The following is a 15,608-nucleotide window of genomic DNA, read 5'->3' as shown; positions in this document are numbered from 1 at the left end:
CGGAGCGTGATATGCCGCAACCGGGACGTCACTTTTTCGCCAGTGCGCGCGGACGATTACTGTTCTTCAATCTGCTGGTGGTGGCGGTCACGCTGATGGTGAGCGGCGTGGCGGTGCTGGGGTTTCAGCATGCCAGTCAAATTCAGGAGCAGGTACAGCAGCAAACCGTTGATGACATGACCGGCAGCATGAACCTGGCGCGTGATACGGCGAACGTAGCAACGGCGGCGGTGCGACTGTCGCAGGTGGTCGGCGCGCTGGAATACAAAGGTGAAGCGGAGCGGTTGCAGGAGACCCAGCGGGCGTTGAAGCATTCGCTGCAACAACTGGCTGGCGCCCCGCTGGCGCAGCAGGAGCCGGTGCTGGTCGAGCGTATTATCCAGCGCAGCAATGAGTTACAAAGCAGTGTGGAAGGTATGTTGCAGCGCGGACAGCGGCGGCATCTGGAACGTAACGCGCTGCTCAGTTCGCTGTATCAGAATCAAAGCTATTTGCGCCATCTGCAAACGCTTACCGGCGCGCAGGATGACATGCTGCTGGGGCAAATAGACCGCTTGATCGTTGCCGCCATTGAGACTCCCACGCCGCGATCGGTAGTGAAACAACTCGACAGCGTGATGACCGCGCTGCCTTTACATCACTCCAGCCCGTTGATAAGCAGAATCCTCAACGATTTCAATCAGGAATTGCATAAGCTGGAGCCGCTTTCTTCCGCGCTGGAGCAGAGCGATCTGGCGATCAACTGGTATATGTTTCATATCAAAGCGCTGGTGGCGATCCTTAATAGCGATATCAATCAATATGCCTCGCAGGTGGCGCTGATTTCTGAGCAGCGGGTGGCGCAAAGCCATCAGGAACTGCAATCCGGCGCGTTGTTTATTATGGTGTTTGCGTTGCTGGCCGTAGTGATTACCGGTTTTGCCGGTTGGTATATCTATCGCAACCTCGGCTCTAACCTGACGGCAATTTCGCAGGCGATGACCCGGCTGGCGCACGGTGAATCGGACGTCAGCGTTCCGGCCCTGCAGCGGCGCGATGAGCTGGGCGAACTGGCCCGCGCTTTTAGTGTCTTTGCCCGTAACACCGCTTCGCTGGAGCACACCACCCGATTACTCAAAGAAAAAACCAGCCAAATGGAAATCGACCGCACCGAGCGCCAGGAACTGGAAGAGGCGCTGCTGCACAGCCAAAAGCTGAAGGCGGTGGGGCAACTGACGGGCGGATTAGCGCATGATTTCAATAACCTGCTGGCGGTGATTATTGGCAGTCTGGACCTGGTGAACCCAGACTCACCCGATGCGCCGCGGGTCAATCGGGCGCTTAAAGCCGCCGAGCGTGGGGCGCTGCTTACCCAGCGGCTGCTGGCCTTTTCGCGCAAGCAATCTTTGCATCCCCACGCGGTGGAGCTGAAAACGCTGCTGGAAAACCTGGGCGAACTGATGCGTCATTCGCTCCCGGCCACGCTGACGCTGGAGATTGAAGCCCAGTCTCCCGCCTGGCCCGCGTGGATTGACGTCAGCCAACTGGAAAATGCCATTATCAATCTGGTGATGAACGCCCGTGACGCCATGGACGGGCAGGCGGGCACGATTAAAATCCGTACCTGGAACCAGCGGGTTACGCGCAGCGATGGGCGTAAGCAGGATATGGTGATGCTGGAGGTCGCCGACCAGGGCTGCGGGATGTCGCAGGAGGTGAAAGCTCAGGTCTTTGAACCGTTTTTCACCACCAAACAGACCGGCAGCGGCAGCGGGCTGGGGTTATCAATGGTCTACGGCTTTGTACGTCAGTCCGGCGGGCGTGTGGAGATTGAAAGCGCTCCCGGGCAGGGAACGACGGTCAGGTTGCAGCTTCCTCGCGCCGTAGTGCCGGTACAGGCTGAGGCAGAACCGATAGCGGAACACGCGGCTAATAGTGGCGAAAAACTGGTGCTGGTGCTTGAGGACGAGGCTGATGTGCGCCAGACGTTGTGTGAGCAATTACACCTGCTGGGCTACCTGACATTAGAAGCCGCCAACGGGGAACAGGCGATGCAAATGCTGGCAGCTTCATCCGAGATTGATATTTTTATTAGCGACGTCATGCTGCCCGGTGGTTTAAGCGGCGTGGATGTGGTTAATCATGCCCAGGCACATTATCCGCAGCTGAATATCCTGCTGATGAGCGGCCAGGATTTGCGTCCGGCCCATAACCCGGCGCTGCCGGATGTGGCGTTATTGCGTAAACCCTTTACCCGCACAGAACTGGCGCAAGCGCTGCGGCATTCGCGTAATTGAGATTCCTCCGCTACCCGCGCAAATTCGCTTTGATTACCGTGGGGCGAGTTTCTCGATGAGGCTGGTTTTATGCAACGCTCCGCGACATTCTTACTTTTCTCTCTGCTGATGATGACCACCGTTTCGGCGCAGGCGGATATTATCGATGATGCCATCGGCAATATTCAGCAGGCGATTAACGACGCATACAAACCGGACAACGGGCGGGATTATGATGACGCTCGTGATGAAAGCTGGCAGCGTCAGATGAGTGACGATCGGCGCAGGCAGTATGATAATCGCCGTCGCCAGTTTGAAGATCGACGTCGCCAACTGGATGACCGTCAGCGTCAGCTTGATCAGGAACGGCGTCAGTTAGAAGACGAAGAACGCAGAATGGAAGAGGATTACGATCGTTAGCATCTAACTCCCCAATATGCGTGATAATTTTACTTTCGGTATGAAAGTTACCATTGAGCCCAACACACCAACTTAATGTTAATAAATGCACTTGAGCACAGTGCACCTATGCACTACAATCTCTTTATGCTTATGCAAAAGGTGTTGGCAATGGAATGTCTAAATCATTAAATATCAGAAATTTTCGGGATACATGGCTTGAAGATTTTTTTGAGCGGGCAACACCGCACAGAAAAATACCCGCGGATATTCACACCGCATTAGCCAGAAAGCTGGATATCATCAATGCGGCGGTTTCGCATCGGGATTTGCGCTCGCCGCCTGGGAATAGATATGAAGAGTTAACCGGAAAGTTACAGGAATATTCTTCAATAAGAGTAAATAAGCAGTACCGATTAATATTTAAATGGGTTAACGGTAAGGCCGAAGATGTGTACTTAGACCCACACATCTACTAGAAAAATGTAAGGTAACGATATGAAACAGGCAACCAGAAAACCAACTACTGTGGGTGATGTCCTGCAATATGAATACCTGGAGCCGCTCGATCTGAAAATTAACGATCTAGCTGAAATACTGCATGTTCACCGCAATACGGTGAGCGCGCTGGTCAATAATAATCGCAAATTAACAACGGATATGGCATTTCGCCTGGCGAAAGCGTTTGATACCTCCGTTGATTTCTGGCGCAACCTACAGTCGGCGGTTGACCTGTGGGAAGTTGAAAATGATATGCGGGCGCAAGAAGAACTGAACCGTATTATGTCTGTTAAAGACTTTGTCGCGCAGCGAAATGTCGCCACTAAGAAAGTCGCCTGATAGGCTGCTTATAGGCCGGAGCAGGTGTTTCACCGCGTCCGGCAAATCTCGCTAATCCAGCACAATCTCCATCCCGTCATATCCTGCTTCAATGCCTGCCGGCAGCGGATTTTCCATCAGCCACTGATCAAACTGATGGCTGATATGCGTCAGGATAACCCTTGGACAGCGGATAACCTCGTTCAGCGCGATGACGGTATTGAGATCGCAATGATTGCGCGGCGGTTCGGCGCGCGGGGCATGGCTGCAGTCGATGATAATCACCTGCGGTGGGTTATTGTGGAGAAACTTCAGCGTCTTATCGGGAAGCCCGGCGGTGTCGGAAAGCCACGCCACCCGGCTGTGCGCGGTCTCGAAAAAATAGCCAAACGTCAGCTTTGAATGGTTGAGCGGCAGCGGCGTCACCTGCAACCCTTGCAGGTCAAATACCACGAACGGCGCAACGGTATGGCTAAAATCGAGAATACCGGGATGCTTAAACAGATCGTCGCAACCCTGCTCATCCGGTGGGCCGTACACCGGGATGCTCGCCCCCACGCCCCAGCGCAACGGAAACAGTCCTTGCACATGATCCATATGATAGTGGGTCAGCAGAAACTGCTGAAAGCTGCCCGCTGGCCAGTCGTCCATCAGATGCGGGATCCCCGCGTCCAGCAGGGTTACCGCATGATTGAATTTGACCACCCCGCTACAGGGGCGTCGACGGTATTGCGCCTGTGAACGCGCCCGCTGACAGGCCGCGCAGTCGCAGCCAAATGCCGGCACCAACTGCGCGCCGCCGGTTCCCGTCAGCGTAATGGTCAGACTCATGACTCCCCCTACAACGGTTTGGTGAAGCGGAAATGGCTCTGGGTATAGCCTTCGCGCTGGTAGAAACGGTGCGCGTTAAGGCGTTGGGTGCTGGTGGAAAGCTCGGTCATTTCTGCGCCTGCTTCACGCGCGGTGGCTTCGGCCCAGGCCAGTAGCTGACTGCCTACCGTTAATCCTCGCGCCTGTGGCATCACCACCAGTTCCTGAATCTCGCCAATCCAGTTGGCGTGGTGCAGATGAAACTGCAGGTGCAGACCGATCAAGCCGACGACTTCTCCGTCGAGCAGCGCCAATTGGTAGTGCATATTAGGATCTTGCAGATTCGCGGCGTATCCGGCGCTAAAGGCCTGGCGATCGAATTGTCCCTGCTTGAGTTCACAGATAAGCGCGTAAACCGCATCGGTATCGTAGAGTGTGGCACGGCGTAATTCACAGACAGACATGTTTCTTCTCCTTGCGTCCCATCAGTGCGAGCAGTGTATCGACAGACTGTAGCAAACTGCCATCATTGTTGAGGACGTGGCAGTCATACGGCGCGTAGCGTGCCGCGCGTTCAAGGCGGGCGGCGATTTCCGTTTCACTCTCCCGCCCACGCGCCTGCAGACGCTGCCGTAGAATCGCTGGGGAAACCTGTAAGCAAATAGGAAGTAACGACGCGCCATAACGAGCCTGCGCCAGGGGCAGATGGGCGCGCGATCCGTTGACCACCACATCAAAACCGGCGTGCAGCCAGAGGTCAATCTCCACGCCCACGCCGTAGTAGAAGCCGTTTGCATGCCAGCTCAGCGCCAGCAGATTCTGCCCGGCGCGGGTAAAAAATTCTTGTTCGCTCAGCGCAATATGATTTTCATTCCCGGCGTTAGCGGCACGGGTGATGTATCGATGCGCCACCAGCAGTTGCGCGGGTTCCTGCAGGCGGAGTTCCGCCAGCAGACTGTCCTTACCAGAGCCGGATGGCCCCATCAGCCAGATCAGTTTCCCCATAGTCAGAATACCCTTTTGCCCTGACGCCAGACGTGGTCGATATGGATGTTGCCGCCTTTGCGATGTGCCAGCACCAGATCCGCCCGTTTACCTTCGGCAACAACGCCGCGATCATCGAGATTCAATGCCCGCGCCGGATTGCGGGTCACCAGACGAATCGCCTGCGGCAGCGTAAAGCGGTTGGCGTCGTCATCCGCTACGCGAAATGCCGCGTCGAGCAGGCTGGCGGGGTAGTAATCGGAGGAGAGAATATCCAGTAACCCCAGCTCAGCCAGCTTATGCGCTGCCACATTGCCGGAATGGGACCCTCCGCGCACGATGTTTGGCGCGCCCATCAGCACGTTCATTCCGTGCTGGCGCGAGGCTTCAGCCGCCGCGAAAGTGGTAGGAAATTCGGCGATTACGCTGCCAAGTTGGTGCGATTCCAGCACATGTTCGCTGGTGGCATCGTCATGGCTCGCTAGCGCGATATTACGTTCGCGGCAAAGCTGGGCGATGGCGTTACGATTGGGCTGCGACCAGCGTGCGGCGAGGGCCAACTGTTCTTCTTCATAGCGGGCCATCTGCTCGTCGGTGAGCGAATACTTGCCCTGATAATACTCGCGGTACTTTTCTCGATTGGCGAACTGGCGCTGGCCCGGCGAATGATCCATCAGTGAAACCAGCGTCACCGGCTCGCGCCCGACCAGTTTTTCAAACAGCGGCAGGGTGGTGTGGTGCGGCAGTTCGCAGCGCAGATGCAGGCGGTGTTCGGCGCGATTGACCCCGCGTTTTTGCGTCTCTTCCACGGCGTTGATCATCTTCTCCAGATTTTCCAGCCGATCGCCGCCGTCGCGCACGTCGCCAATCGCCACCGCGTCCAGCACGGTAGTAATGCCGCTGGCGACCATTAGCGCGTCATGGCTGCTCATCGCCGAGTGGGCAGGCCAGTCGACCTTCGGGCGCGGGGTGAAGAATTTATCCAGATTATCGGTATGCAGCTCAATCAACCCTGGCAGCAGCCAGCCGCCTTCGCCGTCTAAAGCCTCCGGCAGACGGCTCTGGGTTTCGGCAAAGGCGCGAATAACCCCGCCCGCAATTTCCAGCGATCCTTGCACCACTTCATCTTCCAGAACCAGCTTTACATTGTTGATAATCATGCTGTTGTTCCCATCAGGTGCAGACGGTCCGCTACGCGGTCGCGCACGGTTTGATCGTGAAAAATACCGACAATGGCTGCGCCGCGGGCTTTCGCCTCTTCAATCAACGCCACCACGGCAGTGCTGTTTTTGGCGTCCAATGAGGCGGTCGGCTCATCGAGCAGCAAAATAGGGTAATCGACGATAAACCCACGGGCGATGTTAACGCGCTGCTGTTCGCCACCGGAAAAGGTCGATGGCGCCAGGTGCCACAGGCGTTCTGGTACGTTGAGACGCGTTAACAGGCTGGCGGCTTTCGCGGCGCATTCTTCACGGGATACGCCGAGATCCAGCAGCGGCTGCATCACCACATCCAGGGTGCAGACACGGGGGATCACGCGCAGAAACTGACTTACCCAACCGATGGTTGAACGGCGAACTTCCAGCACTTTGCGCGCCGGGGCCTGCACCAGATCGACCCATTCATCGCTGTGGCGAATGTGGATGTGCCCTTTATCCGGCAGGTAGTTAGCGTACAGCGAACGCAGCAACGTGGATTTACCGCTGCCCGAGTGACCGTGCAGCACCACGCATTCGCCGCTTTTCACTGCCAGAGTGGCGTTTTGCAGCACTGGCAGACGTACGCCGTTTTGCTGGTGGAGCACGAAGGTTTTACTGACATTTTCAACGCGAATCATTTTTGCCTCGAGATTTTTTGCCGGATGGCGGCTGCGCCTTATCCGGCCTACAAAAGTGCGATCCAGGTAGGCCCGATAAGCGCAGCGCCATCGGGCACAACAAAAAATCAGTTCTGCAATACGGACGACACCAATAACTGGGTATACGGATGATGCGGATCGTCGAGCACGCGGTCGGTTAACCCACTTTCCACCACCTGACCCTGTTTCATCACCAGCAAACGGTCCGCCAGCAGACGCGCCACGCCCAGATCGTGGGTGACAATCACCACCGCCAGATCCAGTTCCACCACCAGGCCGCGCAGCAGATCCAGCAGTTTGGCCTGTACCGATACGTCCAGCCCGCCGGTGGGTTCATCCATAAACACCAGCTTCGGGTGGGTGACGAGGTTACGGGCGATCTGCAGGCGTTGCTGCATGCCGCCGGAGAAGGTGGTCGGCAGGTCGTCGATACGTGAGGCGGGGATCTCCACCTCCTCCAGCCAACGCTGCGCGGTGGCGCGAATGTCGCCATAGTGGCGCGCGCCGGTGGCCATCAGGCGTTCGCCGATATTGCCGCCTGCGGAAACCTGACGGCGCAGGCCATCCAGCGGATGCTGATGCACCACGCCCCACTCGGTGCGCAGCAGACGGCGGCGGTCGGCCTCGTTCATGTCGTACAACGAACGGTTCTGATACAAAATTTCACCGTTCTGTGGCGTCAGACGTGAAGAGATTGATTTCAGTAGGGTGGTTTTGCCGGAACCGGACTCGCCGACGATGCCCAGCACTTCGCCAGGCCACAGGTCAAACGAGACGTCGCTGAAGCCTTTGCCCGGCGCGTAGAGATGAGTCAGGTTGTTGACTGAAAGCAGCGGTTGCGTCATTTGCTGAGAGCCTCGCTCTGTTGGCGGCAGTAGTCGGTGTCGGAACAGACAAACATGCGTTTGCCGGTGTCATCGAGCACCACTTCATCGAGATAGCTGTGGGTAGAGCCGCAGATGGCGCAAGGCTCATCCCAGCTCTGCACGGTAAACGGGTGATCGTCGAAATCGAGGCTCTCTACGCGGGTGTAAGGTGGAACGGCATAGATGCGCTTTTCACGACCAGCGCCAAACAGTTGCAGGGCCGGCATCATGTCCATCTTCGGATTGTCGAATTTCGGGATGGGCGACGGGTCCATGACGTAGCGGTTATTGACCTTCACCGGATAGGCGTAGGTCGTGGCGATATGGCCGAAGCGGGCGATATCTTCATACAGTTTCACCTGCATGATGCCGTACTCTTCCAGCGCGTGCATGGTGCGGGTTTCCGTTTCGCGCGGTTCAATAAAGCGCAGCGGCTCAGGGATTGGCACCTGGAAGATGATTATCTGATCTTCCACCAAGGGGGTTTCCGGGATGCGGTGGCGGGTCTGGATCAGCGTGGCGTCTTCGGTACGTTCCGTCGTCGCCACTCCCGTCACGCGTTTGAAGAAATTGCGGATCGACACGGCGTTGGTGGTGTCGTCCGCGCCCTGGTCAATCACCTTCAGCACGTCCGGTTCGCCAATCACGCTGGCGGTAAGCTGAATGCCGCCCGTGCCCCAGCCGTAGGGCATCGGCATTTCACGTCCGCCAAATGGGACCTGATAGCCGGGGATGGCTACCGCTTTCAGAATGGCGCGGCGGATCATGCGTTTGGTCTGTTCATCAAGATACGCAAAGTTGTAGCCGGAGAGGTTAGCGGTCACGGGTGGCCTCCTGTTGCAGGCGTTTGAGCAGTTCCAGTTCGGCCTGGAAATCGACGTAATGGGGGAGTTTGAGGTGCGATACAAAACCCGCCGCCTCGACGTTATCCGCATGCGCCAGCACGAACTCTTCGTCCTGCGCCGGTCCCGTGACCGTTTCATCGTATTCGGCCGCCTGTAAGGCGCGGTCCACTAGCGCCATCGCCATCGCTTTACGTTCGCTCATGCCGAACACCAGACCGTAGCCGCGGGTAAAATGGGGAGATTCGTTCTCTGGCGCGACAAAGCCGTTGACCATTTCACACTCCGTCATCAGCAGTTCGCCGACGTTCACCGCAAATCCCAGCTCTTCCGGTACGGTTTCCAGCGCGACGTAGCCGCTGCGGATCTCGGCGGCAAACGGGTGGTTGCGTCCGTAACCGCGTTGGGTGGAGTAGGCCAGTGCCAACAGATAGCCCTCGTCGCCGCGCATCAGCTGTTGCAGGCGTGAGGCACGCGAGCACGGGTAAACCGGCGGCGTGCGAGTGATATCGTCGGGTGCGTCGCCGTTATCTTCTTCGCGTTTTGCCAGCCCCTGGTTTGCCAGCAGGGAAAAGACGTGCGGGGAGGCATCCTGCGTGTTATCCGCGCAGCGCAGCGGCGGCGTTTCACCATTGGCCAGCAGGGTAAAATCCAGCAGGCGATGGGTGTAATCGTAGGTTGGACCTAACAGTTGCCCGCCGGGAATGTCCTTGTAGACCGCGGAGATTCGGCGTTCAAGGCGCATTTCCGCACTGTTTATCGGTTCGCTGACTGCCACCTTTGTCAACGTCGTGCGATAGGCGCGCAGCAAAAAGATGGCTTCGACGTTATCGCCGCTGGCCTGCTTTAGCGCCAGCGCCGCCAGTTCGCGGTCGGCGATGCCGCCTTCGGTCATCACCCGATCGACGGCCAGGTTCATCTGCTGTTCGATTTGCGCGACGCTCAGTTCGGCAATGGTCTCCTCGCCCCGGCGTCGGTTTTCCTGCAGGGCGTGGGCGCTGGCTATCGCCTTTTCGCCCCCTTTGACAGCGACGTACATCAGCACACCTCCACATGAGTCGTTCGCGGAATAGCCAGCAGGCGTTCGCCGCAGGTGAGGATCAGATCGACCCCCAGCGGGAACGGATGCGGGCGTTCGGTGAGTTCGTGAATCAGGCATTCCGGCAGCTGCGGCGCGATCATGCGTTCCTCGGCGATACCGGCGCCGGTCAGACGCAGCATACGTCCGCCGCTTAAGCCAGAGACCTGAACAATCAGCGTGGCGCTGGTCTCTGGCGCGACGGCGGAACCGGCGGAGAGGGCGTTTAGCTGTTCGCTGCTGATGCGTTCGTCGGCGACAGCAAACGCCGCCAGCTGTGGCTGATCCACCAGCGGCGCGTTGGTATGAAAACGCAGATTCTGCCGGGCAATATCGTTATCCATCGACGGCGCCAGCCAGACCGGCGTGTCGCCATCAACCAGCGTCAGCAGCACGCTGGTGGTTGCCAGGCCCAGCGGCTGCCAGCCATGTTTCAGTTGATGCAGGGCGACGATCACGCCCGGTTCACTCATGGCTTTCAGCAGGCGACGAAAGCTCTGCTGCGCATCCTGAACGGGTAAATTAAAAGCGGTTTGTAAGGTCATGCGTTATCTCCGCGTACCAGCGTGAAGAAGTCGACCCGGCTGGCGTTGACTTCGGCACGGCGTGCGCTAATCAGCGCATCGCGTTCCGCTTCCAGCGGGGCAATCAAGGTTTCCATTAGGTTCTGGAAATGCGTTTGTTCCTGCAGCAGGGCGTCAATCACCGCGCACTGCTCGGCATGGTGTTTGTTACGTCCCAGCAGGTAGCTGTAACCCAGCGTGCCGCTCGTCAGGCGCACCACCGCGCGGGTGAGCGTGGTGTCGCCAGCAAAGAAGCGATTGCCGGTACCGCCCATGCGGGCCTGGATTTGCATCAGTCCGCATTCCGGTGCGCGGATAAGTTCATAGTCCGGCGTCAGTTTGAGCGCGTTGATGCGGGCGTTCAGCGCATCGGCATTGCTGTAAGCCAGCGCGCGCATCCAGCGCTGGCGGGTGGCGGTATCGAAATGCATTCAGTGCTCCATAGTGAATTCGATCATGTCGGCGCGGGTCAGGCTGACGGAGTATTCCGCCGCCTGCTCTTCGCCTTCACGGTTGTTCAGAGTGCGCACGCACAGCAGCGGCGCCATGTTGGGGATTTCCAGCACCTTGCTCTCTTTGGCCTGGGCCCGGCGGGCGCTGATGCGCGTTTGCGTGCGCAGGAGCGTCAGACCGGACTGTTCGCGTAAGTAGTCATGCAGCGAGCCGCTGTTAAAGCCCTGCATAAGCGGCCACAGCGTGAGGTCGGAAAAATAGTGGTCGATTTGGCACAGGGCGATGCCGTTAACCCGGCGCAGAGTGCGCAGGTGAATCACGTTGTCGCCTTCGTTAATGCTGAGCGCGTCGGCAATATGGCTGGAGGCCGGGCGCAGCACCGCCAGCAGTTTTTCGCTGGTGGGGTGGCTACCCTGGTCCAGCAGGTTCTGACTGAAACGCGCCTGGGCATTGAGCGGGTAATCAAACGGGCGCATCAGCACCAGCACGCCGACGCCCTGGCGACGTTGAACCCAACCGCGCTCAACCAACTGGTCAATGGCGCGGCGCAGGGTATGGCGATTCACCTCGTAGCGCGCGGCAAGCTGCTGCTCGGCGGGCAGATAGTCCCCGCAGCGATAATGTTGACGAAGCTCCTGCTCAAGTCTCGCGGCAATTTCCTGATAACGCGTTGGATAACTGGTCGGATGTGTAGACAAGTGCATAGCAATCAATGCCTCGTTAATCAGATAAAGTGCTTACGCAAACGCTGGGAAAGGAAATCCAGCAGGCTGACGGTGACGATGATTAACACCATCAGGGCGCAGGTTTGCTGGAACTGGAAGCCGCGGATCGCCTCCCATAAGGTCACGCCGATACCGCCTGCGCCCACCATGCCGACCACCGTGGCCGAGCGAACGTTGGATTCAAAACGGTACAGCGAGTAGGAGATCAGCAGCGGCATCACCTGCGGCAAAACGCCGTAGAGGATCTCTTCAATTTTGTTGGCCCCGGTGGCGCGAATGCCTTCTACCGGGCCCGGTTCAATGGCTTCTACCGCTTCGGAAAGCAGCTTGGAGAGCACCCCGGTAGTGTGGATAAACAGCGCCATCACCCCGGCGAACGGACCTAAGCCGACGGCGACCACGAACAGCATGGCGAAGACCATTTCGTTGATGGCGCGGCAGGCGTCCATCGCTCTGCGCATCGGCTGGTAAATCCACCACGGCACGAGGTTATCGGCGCACATCAGGCCGAAAGGAATCGACAGCACCACGGCGAGGGCAGTACCCCAGACGGCGATTTGCAGGGTGACGGCCATTTCACCGAGATAGTCCTGCCACTGGCTGAAGTCCGGCGGGAAGAAGTCGGCGGCGAAGGTCGCCATATTGCCGGAATCCTGGATCAGCGTGAGCGGAGCCATTTCGGCACCTTTCCACGAGACCACCAACACGGCGAGAAGAATGGCCCAGCTCAGTAGCGAGAACCAGCTACGTTTGGGCGGGGCGACGGTGATGGTTTGCATGTTTAGCTCCGTTGGTACGTGTCTTTGCGTGGTAGGCCGGATGGCGCTGCGCTTATCCGGCCTACAATCCGGTCTACAAATCACTGCACCGCTTTGGTGACGCTGGTCATAGCGCCCAGCGCGGCGGTCAGACGGTCCAGATCGTCGAGCTGCGCTTTCAGCGCCGAGGTTTTGCTGGCTTTCTGTTCCTCGTTCAGCCCTTTGTTGTCCTTCACGCCCTGCATCTCTTTAAACAGCGCCAGTTGACGAATTGGCACCAGTTGCAGGTCGCTGGAGGCACGGAACGGCGCCCAGCCCAGGCGTTCAAGTACGGTTTTCTGTTCCGGCGTTTTGCCGTAGTTCATAAAGAAGTCGTACACCTTGTCCTTGGTGGTTTCGGAGAGGTTTTTACGCCAGACGATCGGATCGCCCGGGATCAGCGGTGACTTCCAGATCACCTTCAGCTCTTTCAGTTTTTCCGGTGCGGAAGTTTTCAGTTTGTCGAGGTTTTCGGTGTTGTTGGTGGCGACATCGACCTGCTTGTTGGCAACGGCCAGCGCGTTGGTTTCGTGTCCGGCGTTAACGGTGCGTTTGAAATCACTGGCGGAGATGTTGTTTTTGGCGAAGACGTAGTAACCGGGGACGAGGAAGCCTGACGTGGAGTTGGGATCGCCGTTGCCGAAGGTCAGATCTTTACGTTTGGCGATCAGATCGTTCAGGTTGTTGATCGGACTATCTTTGTTAACGATCAACACGCTCCAGTACCCCGGAGAACCGTCGGCGGCGACGGTCTGGGCAAACACTTGTCCGTTAGCGCGATCCACCGCTTCCATTGCCGAGAGGTTGCCGTACCAGGCGATATCGACTTTGTTAAAGCGCATTCCCTGGATGATCCCGGCGTAGTCCGGGGCGAAGAAGGCGTTCACTTTTACACCCAGAGACTTTTCCATGTCCTTCAGGAACGGTTCCCACTGCGGCTTCAGGTTTTGCTGTGATTCGGTCGAAATAATGCCGAAGTTCAGCGCTTTTTCCTGCTCTTCGGCATGGACCGGGGTGAGCAGGGTGCTGAGACTAAACATGCTGGTAAAGGCCAGCGCGGCAACTGTCTTATAGCTCATTTCCATTCCTCATTGTGGGGATGTCAGGCAGCCTGCGCGTTCTGTTCGACGCGGTTCATGCTGCGGTAGAGATGGTCAAATCGATCGTTATCAAAATGCTGGCTGCTGCCGTCAAAGAAGACGTTGCCCTGGCGCAGCGCGACGATGCGTTCGCAATAGCGCAGGGCGTAATCCACCTGGTGCAGCGTGACGACCACGGTGATGCCGTCGGTCTGATTAATGTCGCGCAGGGTATCCATTACGATGCGTGCGGATTCCGGGTCCAGCGAGGCAATAGGCTCGTCGGCCAGGATCACTTTGGCCTGCTGCATCAGCGCCCGGGCGATAGCGACGCGCTGCTGTTGCCCGCCCGAAAGCGTGGAAACGCGCTGATACGCAAAGTGCGCCATGCCAACGCGGGTCAGCGCCTGGAGCGCGCGCTGTTTCTGCTCCTGACTGAACCAGCTAAAACAGGTGCGCCAGAATGGCGTGCTGCCGAGCGCGCCAATCAGGACGTTCTCCAGTACCGTCAGACGGTTAACCAGATTGAACTGCTGGAAGATATAGCCGGTGTGGGCGCGGCTTTGGCGGATATCGCGTGCCAGCCGACCTTCGTGTTGGACGGTGCGACCCAACAGCTCAACATGGCTACCGGGCGATTTATCCCCGGTGATCAAACCGCTTAAATGACGTAAAAGGGTGGATTTGCCGGAGCCAGACGGCCCAAGCAGAGCCACCATCTCACCGGAACAGATGTTCAGATCAACCGCATTGAGCGCCTGATGCTGGTTGAAGGATTTGGAGAGTTTCTCGACGCGGATAATCGTTTGCATGATGCGGCCTCCCTAAAAAAGTGGCCCCATCGTGGCGGATCAATGTGACGTTTTCGTTAAGGGATGGTTACTCAACGATGAAGAGTTGAGCGATTTTTGATGACAGTACGGGAGGACAAGCCTCCCGTTGGATTACTCGGTAGGTTGCTGCTGTTTGACGACGTTGATCATCCACGGTACGCCATACTGGTCGCTCACTTTACCAAAACCGTGGGCCCAGAAGGTTTCCTGCCAGTCCATTTCGATTTTTCCGTTTGCCGCGAGGTTATCAAACCAGCGCTTGCCTTCGTCGACATTTTGCGTGTCGAGCACCAGCGTAAAGCCAGAGTAGTGGGCATTTCCATCGGGGGCGCTATCGCTCATCATAATGTCGCTGCCCGCAACGCGCAGGTTGGCGTGGGCGATAGCGGTATCGGGGAATTTCATTCCTGAAGGGCAACCTTCTTCACTGTCCTGCGCCGATTTGGGCATTTCACCGAAGTTGATTTTGTAGAGCAGCTCGGCGCCTAATGTTTTTTGGTAGTAGGCGATGGCGTCTGCGCAGTTGCCTGCAAAGGAGATATAGGGACTTAACGGCATGATCTTTACCTCAGGTAAAAGAAACCAGTTAAGTGTAGTTAGCGTCTGCAAAAATAAACCAGGCGGGAAGTATGAGCTTCTCGCCTGGCAGATGAGCTGACACAGGCCTGATTAGCGCAGCGCCATCAGGCAATTTGCATCAGTTCTTTTTCACAAACTCTGATTTCAGCTTCATTGGGCCAAAGCCATCGATTTTGCAATCGATGTTGTGGTCGCCTTCCACCAGACGAATGTTTTTTACTTTGGTACCGATCTTCAGCATTGAAGAGCTACCTTTTACCTTCAGGTCTTTCACTACGGTAACGCTGTCGCCGTCGGCCAGCAGGTTGCCGTTAGCATCTTTAACGATAAGTTCGTCGCTGTCCTGAGCCGGTTCAGCATCGTTCCATTCGTGAGCGCATTCCGGGCAGATGAACATGCCGTTATCTTCGTAAGTGTATTCGGAGTTGCATTGTGGGCAGTGTGGTAATGACATGTGGATTTCCTCAAAAGTCAGCAGGGGCAAATGCGCCCAAAAAATGGCAGATTGCCGAAAAAGGCCGCAATTATACATAAAATCCCTGCTTTTGTCGGGACTACTGCGCGATAAAGCAAAATGATCTGCTGTAAAGATCCTTTGCTTTCACAGCAATGAAGTATGGCGCAATATTTTTTAAGGGAAATTGCTACGCCAGGTTATTTAAGATAAG

General features: G+C 57.1%; 20 protein-coding genes. 4 read left to right on the top strand and 16 right to left on the bottom strand.

The window, feature by feature from the left end; genetic code table 11:
* Window positions 1-11 precede the first annotated feature (11 nt).
* From FDX09_RS14445 to FDX09_RS14430, 4 genes are all read left to right on the top strand, one after another.
* Window positions 12-2,276, top strand: a complete 2,265-nt coding sequence (locus FDX09_RS14445; RefSeq protein ID WP_137347416.1) for a hybrid sensor histidine kinase/response regulator — start codon at window positions 12-14, stop codon at window positions 2,274-2,276.
* Window positions 2,277-2,345: 69 nt separating this feature from the next.
* Window positions 2,346-2,675: a DDRRRQL repeat protein YjdP gene (yjdP, locus tag FDX09_RS14440; RefSeq protein ID WP_069325126.1), complete on the top strand. Its 330-nt coding sequence runs from the start codon at window positions 2,346-2,348 to the stop codon at window positions 2,673-2,675.
* 155 nt (window positions 2,676-2,830) lie between these two features.
* Window positions 2,831-3,133: a type II toxin-antitoxin system RelE/ParE family toxin gene (locus FDX09_RS14435; RefSeq protein WP_038636359.1), complete on the top strand. Its 303-nt coding sequence runs from the start codon at window positions 2,831-2,833 to the stop codon at window positions 3,131-3,133.
* 19 nt (window positions 3,134-3,152) lie between these two features.
* A complete protein-coding gene (locus FDX09_RS14430; protein ID WP_038636361.1) occupies window positions 3,153-3,494 on the top strand; it encodes a HigA family addiction module antitoxin in 342 nt (113 codons plus the stop codon).
* A 51-nt stretch (window positions 3,495-3,545) separates the two neighbouring features.
* Here FDX09_RS14430 and phnP read toward each other — a convergent pair whose 3' ends face one another.
* The 16 genes from phnP to FDX09_RS14350 all read right to left on the bottom strand — a co-directional run bounded on the left by phnP (window position 3,546) and on the right by FDX09_RS14350 (window position 15,394).
* Window positions 3,546-4,304, bottom strand: coding sequence for a phosphonate metabolism protein PhnP (gene phnP, locus FDX09_RS14425; protein ID WP_137347415.1), 759 nt, complete (start codon window positions 4,302-4,304; stop codon window positions 3,546-3,548).
* A gap of 8 nt (window positions 4,305-4,312) precedes the next feature.
* Complete coding sequence (gene phnO, locus FDX09_RS14420; RefSeq protein ID WP_069325128.1) at window positions 4,313-4,747, bottom strand: aminoalkylphosphonate N-acetyltransferase; 435 nt, start codon at window positions 4,745-4,747, stop codon at window positions 4,313-4,315.
* Window positions 4,734-5,288, bottom strand: coding sequence for a ribose 1,5-bisphosphokinase (gene phnN / locus FDX09_RS14415; protein WP_137347414.1), 555 nt, complete (start codon window positions 5,286-5,288; stop codon window positions 4,734-4,736). Before phnN ends, phnO begins: the two co-directional genes overlap by 14 nt.
* A 2-nt stretch (window positions 5,289-5,290) precedes the next feature.
* Window positions 5,291-6,427: an alpha-D-ribose 1-methylphosphonate 5-triphosphate diphosphatase gene (gene phnM, locus FDX09_RS14410; RefSeq protein WP_085049652.1), complete on the bottom strand. Its 1,137-nt coding sequence runs from the start codon at window positions 6,425-6,427 to the stop codon at window positions 5,291-5,293.
* Entirely contained in the window at window positions 6,424-7,104 is a 681-nt protein-coding gene (gene phnL / locus FDX09_RS14405; RefSeq protein WP_137347413.1) for a phosphonate C-P lyase system protein PhnL, read from the bottom strand. The genes phnM and phnL overlap by 4 nt, the downstream gene beginning before the upstream one ends.
* A gap of 107 nt (window positions 7,105-7,211) precedes the next feature.
* The gene (gene phnK / locus FDX09_RS14400; protein ID WP_038636380.1) at window positions 7,212-7,970 is read right to left on the bottom strand and encodes a phosphonate C-P lyase system protein PhnK; all 759 of its coding nucleotides are present in this window, start codon (window positions 7,968-7,970) and stop codon (window positions 7,212-7,214) included.
* Window positions 7,967-8,758, bottom strand: coding sequence for an alpha-D-ribose 1-methylphosphonate 5-phosphate C-P-lyase PhnJ (gene phnJ, locus FDX09_RS14395; protein WP_230592289.1), 792 nt, complete (start codon window positions 8,756-8,758; stop codon window positions 7,967-7,969). The genes phnK and phnJ overlap by 4 nt, the downstream gene beginning before the upstream one ends.
* Window positions 8,759-8,804: 46 nt before the next feature.
* Window positions 8,805-9,872, bottom strand: a complete 1,068-nt coding sequence (locus FDX09_RS14390) for a carbon-phosphorus lyase complex subunit PhnI (RefSeq protein WP_137347412.1) — start codon at window positions 9,870-9,872, stop codon at window positions 8,805-8,807.
* Window positions 9,872-10,456, bottom strand: coding sequence for a phosphonate C-P lyase system protein PhnH (gene phnH, locus FDX09_RS14385; RefSeq protein ID WP_003031824.1), 585 nt, complete (start codon window positions 10,454-10,456; stop codon window positions 9,872-9,874). Before phnH ends, FDX09_RS14390 begins: the two co-directional genes overlap by 1 nt.
* Window positions 10,453-10,905 carry a phosphonate C-P lyase system protein PhnG gene (phnG, locus tag FDX09_RS14380; protein ID WP_137347411.1) on the bottom strand — a complete coding sequence of 151 codons (453 nt, stop codon included), beginning with the start codon at window positions 10,903-10,905 and terminating at the stop codon, window positions 10,453-10,455. The genes phnH and phnG overlap by 4 nt, the downstream gene beginning before the upstream one ends.
* Window positions 10,906-11,631, bottom strand: a complete 726-nt coding sequence (phnF, locus tag FDX09_RS14375; protein ID WP_137347410.1) for a phosphonate metabolism transcriptional regulator PhnF — start codon at window positions 11,629-11,631, stop codon at window positions 10,906-10,908. It abuts the gene before it with no gap.
* Between the two features lie 20 nt (window positions 11,632-11,651).
* Window positions 11,652-12,431 carry a phosphonate ABC transporter, permease protein PhnE gene (phnE, locus tag FDX09_RS14370; RefSeq protein ID WP_038636402.1) on the bottom strand — a complete coding sequence of 260 codons (780 nt, stop codon included), beginning with the start codon at window positions 12,429-12,431 and terminating at the stop codon, window positions 11,652-11,654.
* Window positions 12,432-12,511: 80 nt separating this feature from the next.
* Window positions 12,512-13,528 carry a phosphonate ABC transporter substrate-binding protein gene (gene phnD, locus FDX09_RS14365; RefSeq protein ID WP_137347409.1) on the bottom strand — a complete coding sequence of 339 codons (1,017 nt, stop codon included), beginning with the start codon at window positions 13,526-13,528 and terminating at the stop codon, window positions 12,512-12,514.
* Window positions 13,529-13,551: 23 nt separating this feature from the next.
* Window positions 13,552-14,340, bottom strand: a complete 789-nt coding sequence (gene phnC / locus FDX09_RS14360; RefSeq protein ID WP_137347408.1) for a phosphonate ABC transporter ATP-binding protein — start codon at window positions 14,338-14,340, stop codon at window positions 13,552-13,554.
* 132 nt (window positions 14,341-14,472) lie between these two features.
* Window positions 14,473-14,919 carry a VOC family metalloprotein YjdN gene (gene yjdN / locus FDX09_RS14355; RefSeq protein ID WP_038636411.1) on the bottom strand — a complete coding sequence of 149 codons (447 nt, stop codon included), beginning with the start codon at window positions 14,917-14,919 and terminating at the stop codon, window positions 14,473-14,475.
* Window positions 14,920-15,058: 139 nt separating this feature from the next.
* Window positions 15,059-15,394 (bottom strand): zinc ribbon domain-containing protein YjdM, encoded by a 336-nt coding sequence (locus FDX09_RS14350; protein WP_003031835.1) that lies wholly within the window; start codon window positions 15,392-15,394, stop codon window positions 15,059-15,061.
* Window positions 15,395-15,608 lie beyond the last annotated feature (214 nt).

This window comes from Citrobacter sp. wls717 (genome assembly GCF_005280955.1).
In the GTDB taxonomy this organism is placed as follows: domain Bacteria; phylum Pseudomonadota; class Gammaproteobacteria; order Enterobacterales; family Enterobacteriaceae; genus Citrobacter; species Citrobacter werkmanii.
Note: the sequence above shows the minus strand (reverse complement) of the source record. Positions and strands in the feature narration are given on the sequence as shown.

Coding starts and splice junctions, on each gene's coding strand:
- FDX09_RS14445 (WP_137347416.1), top strand. CDS start 12: ATGCCGCAACCGGGACGTCACTTTTTCGCCAGTGCGCGCGGACGATTA.
- yjdP (WP_069325126.1), top strand. CDS start 2,346: ATGCAACGCTCCGCGACATTCTTACTTTTCTCTCTGCTGATGATGACC.
- FDX09_RS14435 (WP_038636359.1), top strand. CDS start 2,831: ATGTCTAAATCATTAAATATCAGAAATTTTCGGGATACATGGCTTGAA.
- FDX09_RS14430 (WP_038636361.1), top strand. CDS start 3,153: ATGAAACAGGCAACCAGAAAACCAACTACTGTGGGTGATGTCCTGCAA.
- phnP (WP_137347415.1), bottom strand. CDS start 4,304: ATGAGTCTGACCATTACGCTGACGGGAACCGGCGGCGCGCAGTTGGTG.
- phnO (WP_069325128.1), bottom strand. CDS start 4,747: ATGTCTGTCTGTGAATTACGCCGTGCCACACTCTACGATACCGATGCG.
- phnN (WP_137347414.1), bottom strand. CDS start 5,288: ATGGGGAAACTGATCTGGCTGATGGGGCCATCCGGCTCTGGTAAGGAC.
- phnM (WP_085049652.1), bottom strand. CDS start 6,427: ATGATTATCAACAATGTAAAGCTGGTTCTGGAAGATGAAGTGGTGCAA.
- phnL (WP_137347413.1), bottom strand. CDS start 7,104: ATGATTCGCGTTGAAAATGTCAGTAAAACCTTCGTGCTCCACCAGCAA.
- phnK (WP_038636380.1), bottom strand. CDS start 7,970: ATGACGCAACCGCTGCTTTCAGTCAACAACCTGACTCATCTCTACGCG.
- phnJ (WP_230592289.1), bottom strand. CDS start 8,758: ATGATCCGCCGCGCCATTCTGAAAGCGGTAGCCATCCCCGGCTATCAG.
- FDX09_RS14390 (WP_137347412.1), bottom strand. CDS start 9,872: ATGTACGTCGCTGTCAAAGGGGGCGAAAAGGCGATAGCCAGCGCCCAC.
- phnH (WP_003031824.1), bottom strand. CDS start 10,456: ATGACCTTACAAACCGCTTTTAATTTACCCGTTCAGGATGCGCAGCAG.
- phnG (WP_137347411.1), bottom strand. CDS start 10,905: ATGCATTTCGATACCGCCACCCGCCAGCGCTGGATGCGCGCGCTGGCT.
- phnF (WP_137347410.1), bottom strand. CDS start 11,631: ATGCACTTGTCTACACATCCGACCAGTTATCCAACGCGTTATCAGGAA.
- phnE (WP_038636402.1), bottom strand. CDS start 12,431: ATGCAAACCATCACCGTCGCCCCGCCCAAACGTAGCTGGTTCTCGCTA.
- phnD (WP_137347409.1), bottom strand. CDS start 13,528: ATGAGCTATAAGACAGTTGCCGCGCTGGCCTTTACCAGCATGTTTAGT.
- phnC (WP_137347408.1), bottom strand. CDS start 14,340: ATGCAAACGATTATCCGCGTCGAGAAACTCTCCAAATCCTTCAACCAG.
- yjdN (WP_038636411.1), bottom strand. CDS start 14,919: ATGCCGTTAAGTCCCTATATCTCCTTTGCAGGCAACTGCGCAGACGCC.
- FDX09_RS14350 (WP_003031835.1), bottom strand. CDS start 15,394: ATGTCATTACCACACTGCCCACAATGCAACTCCGAATACACTTACGAA.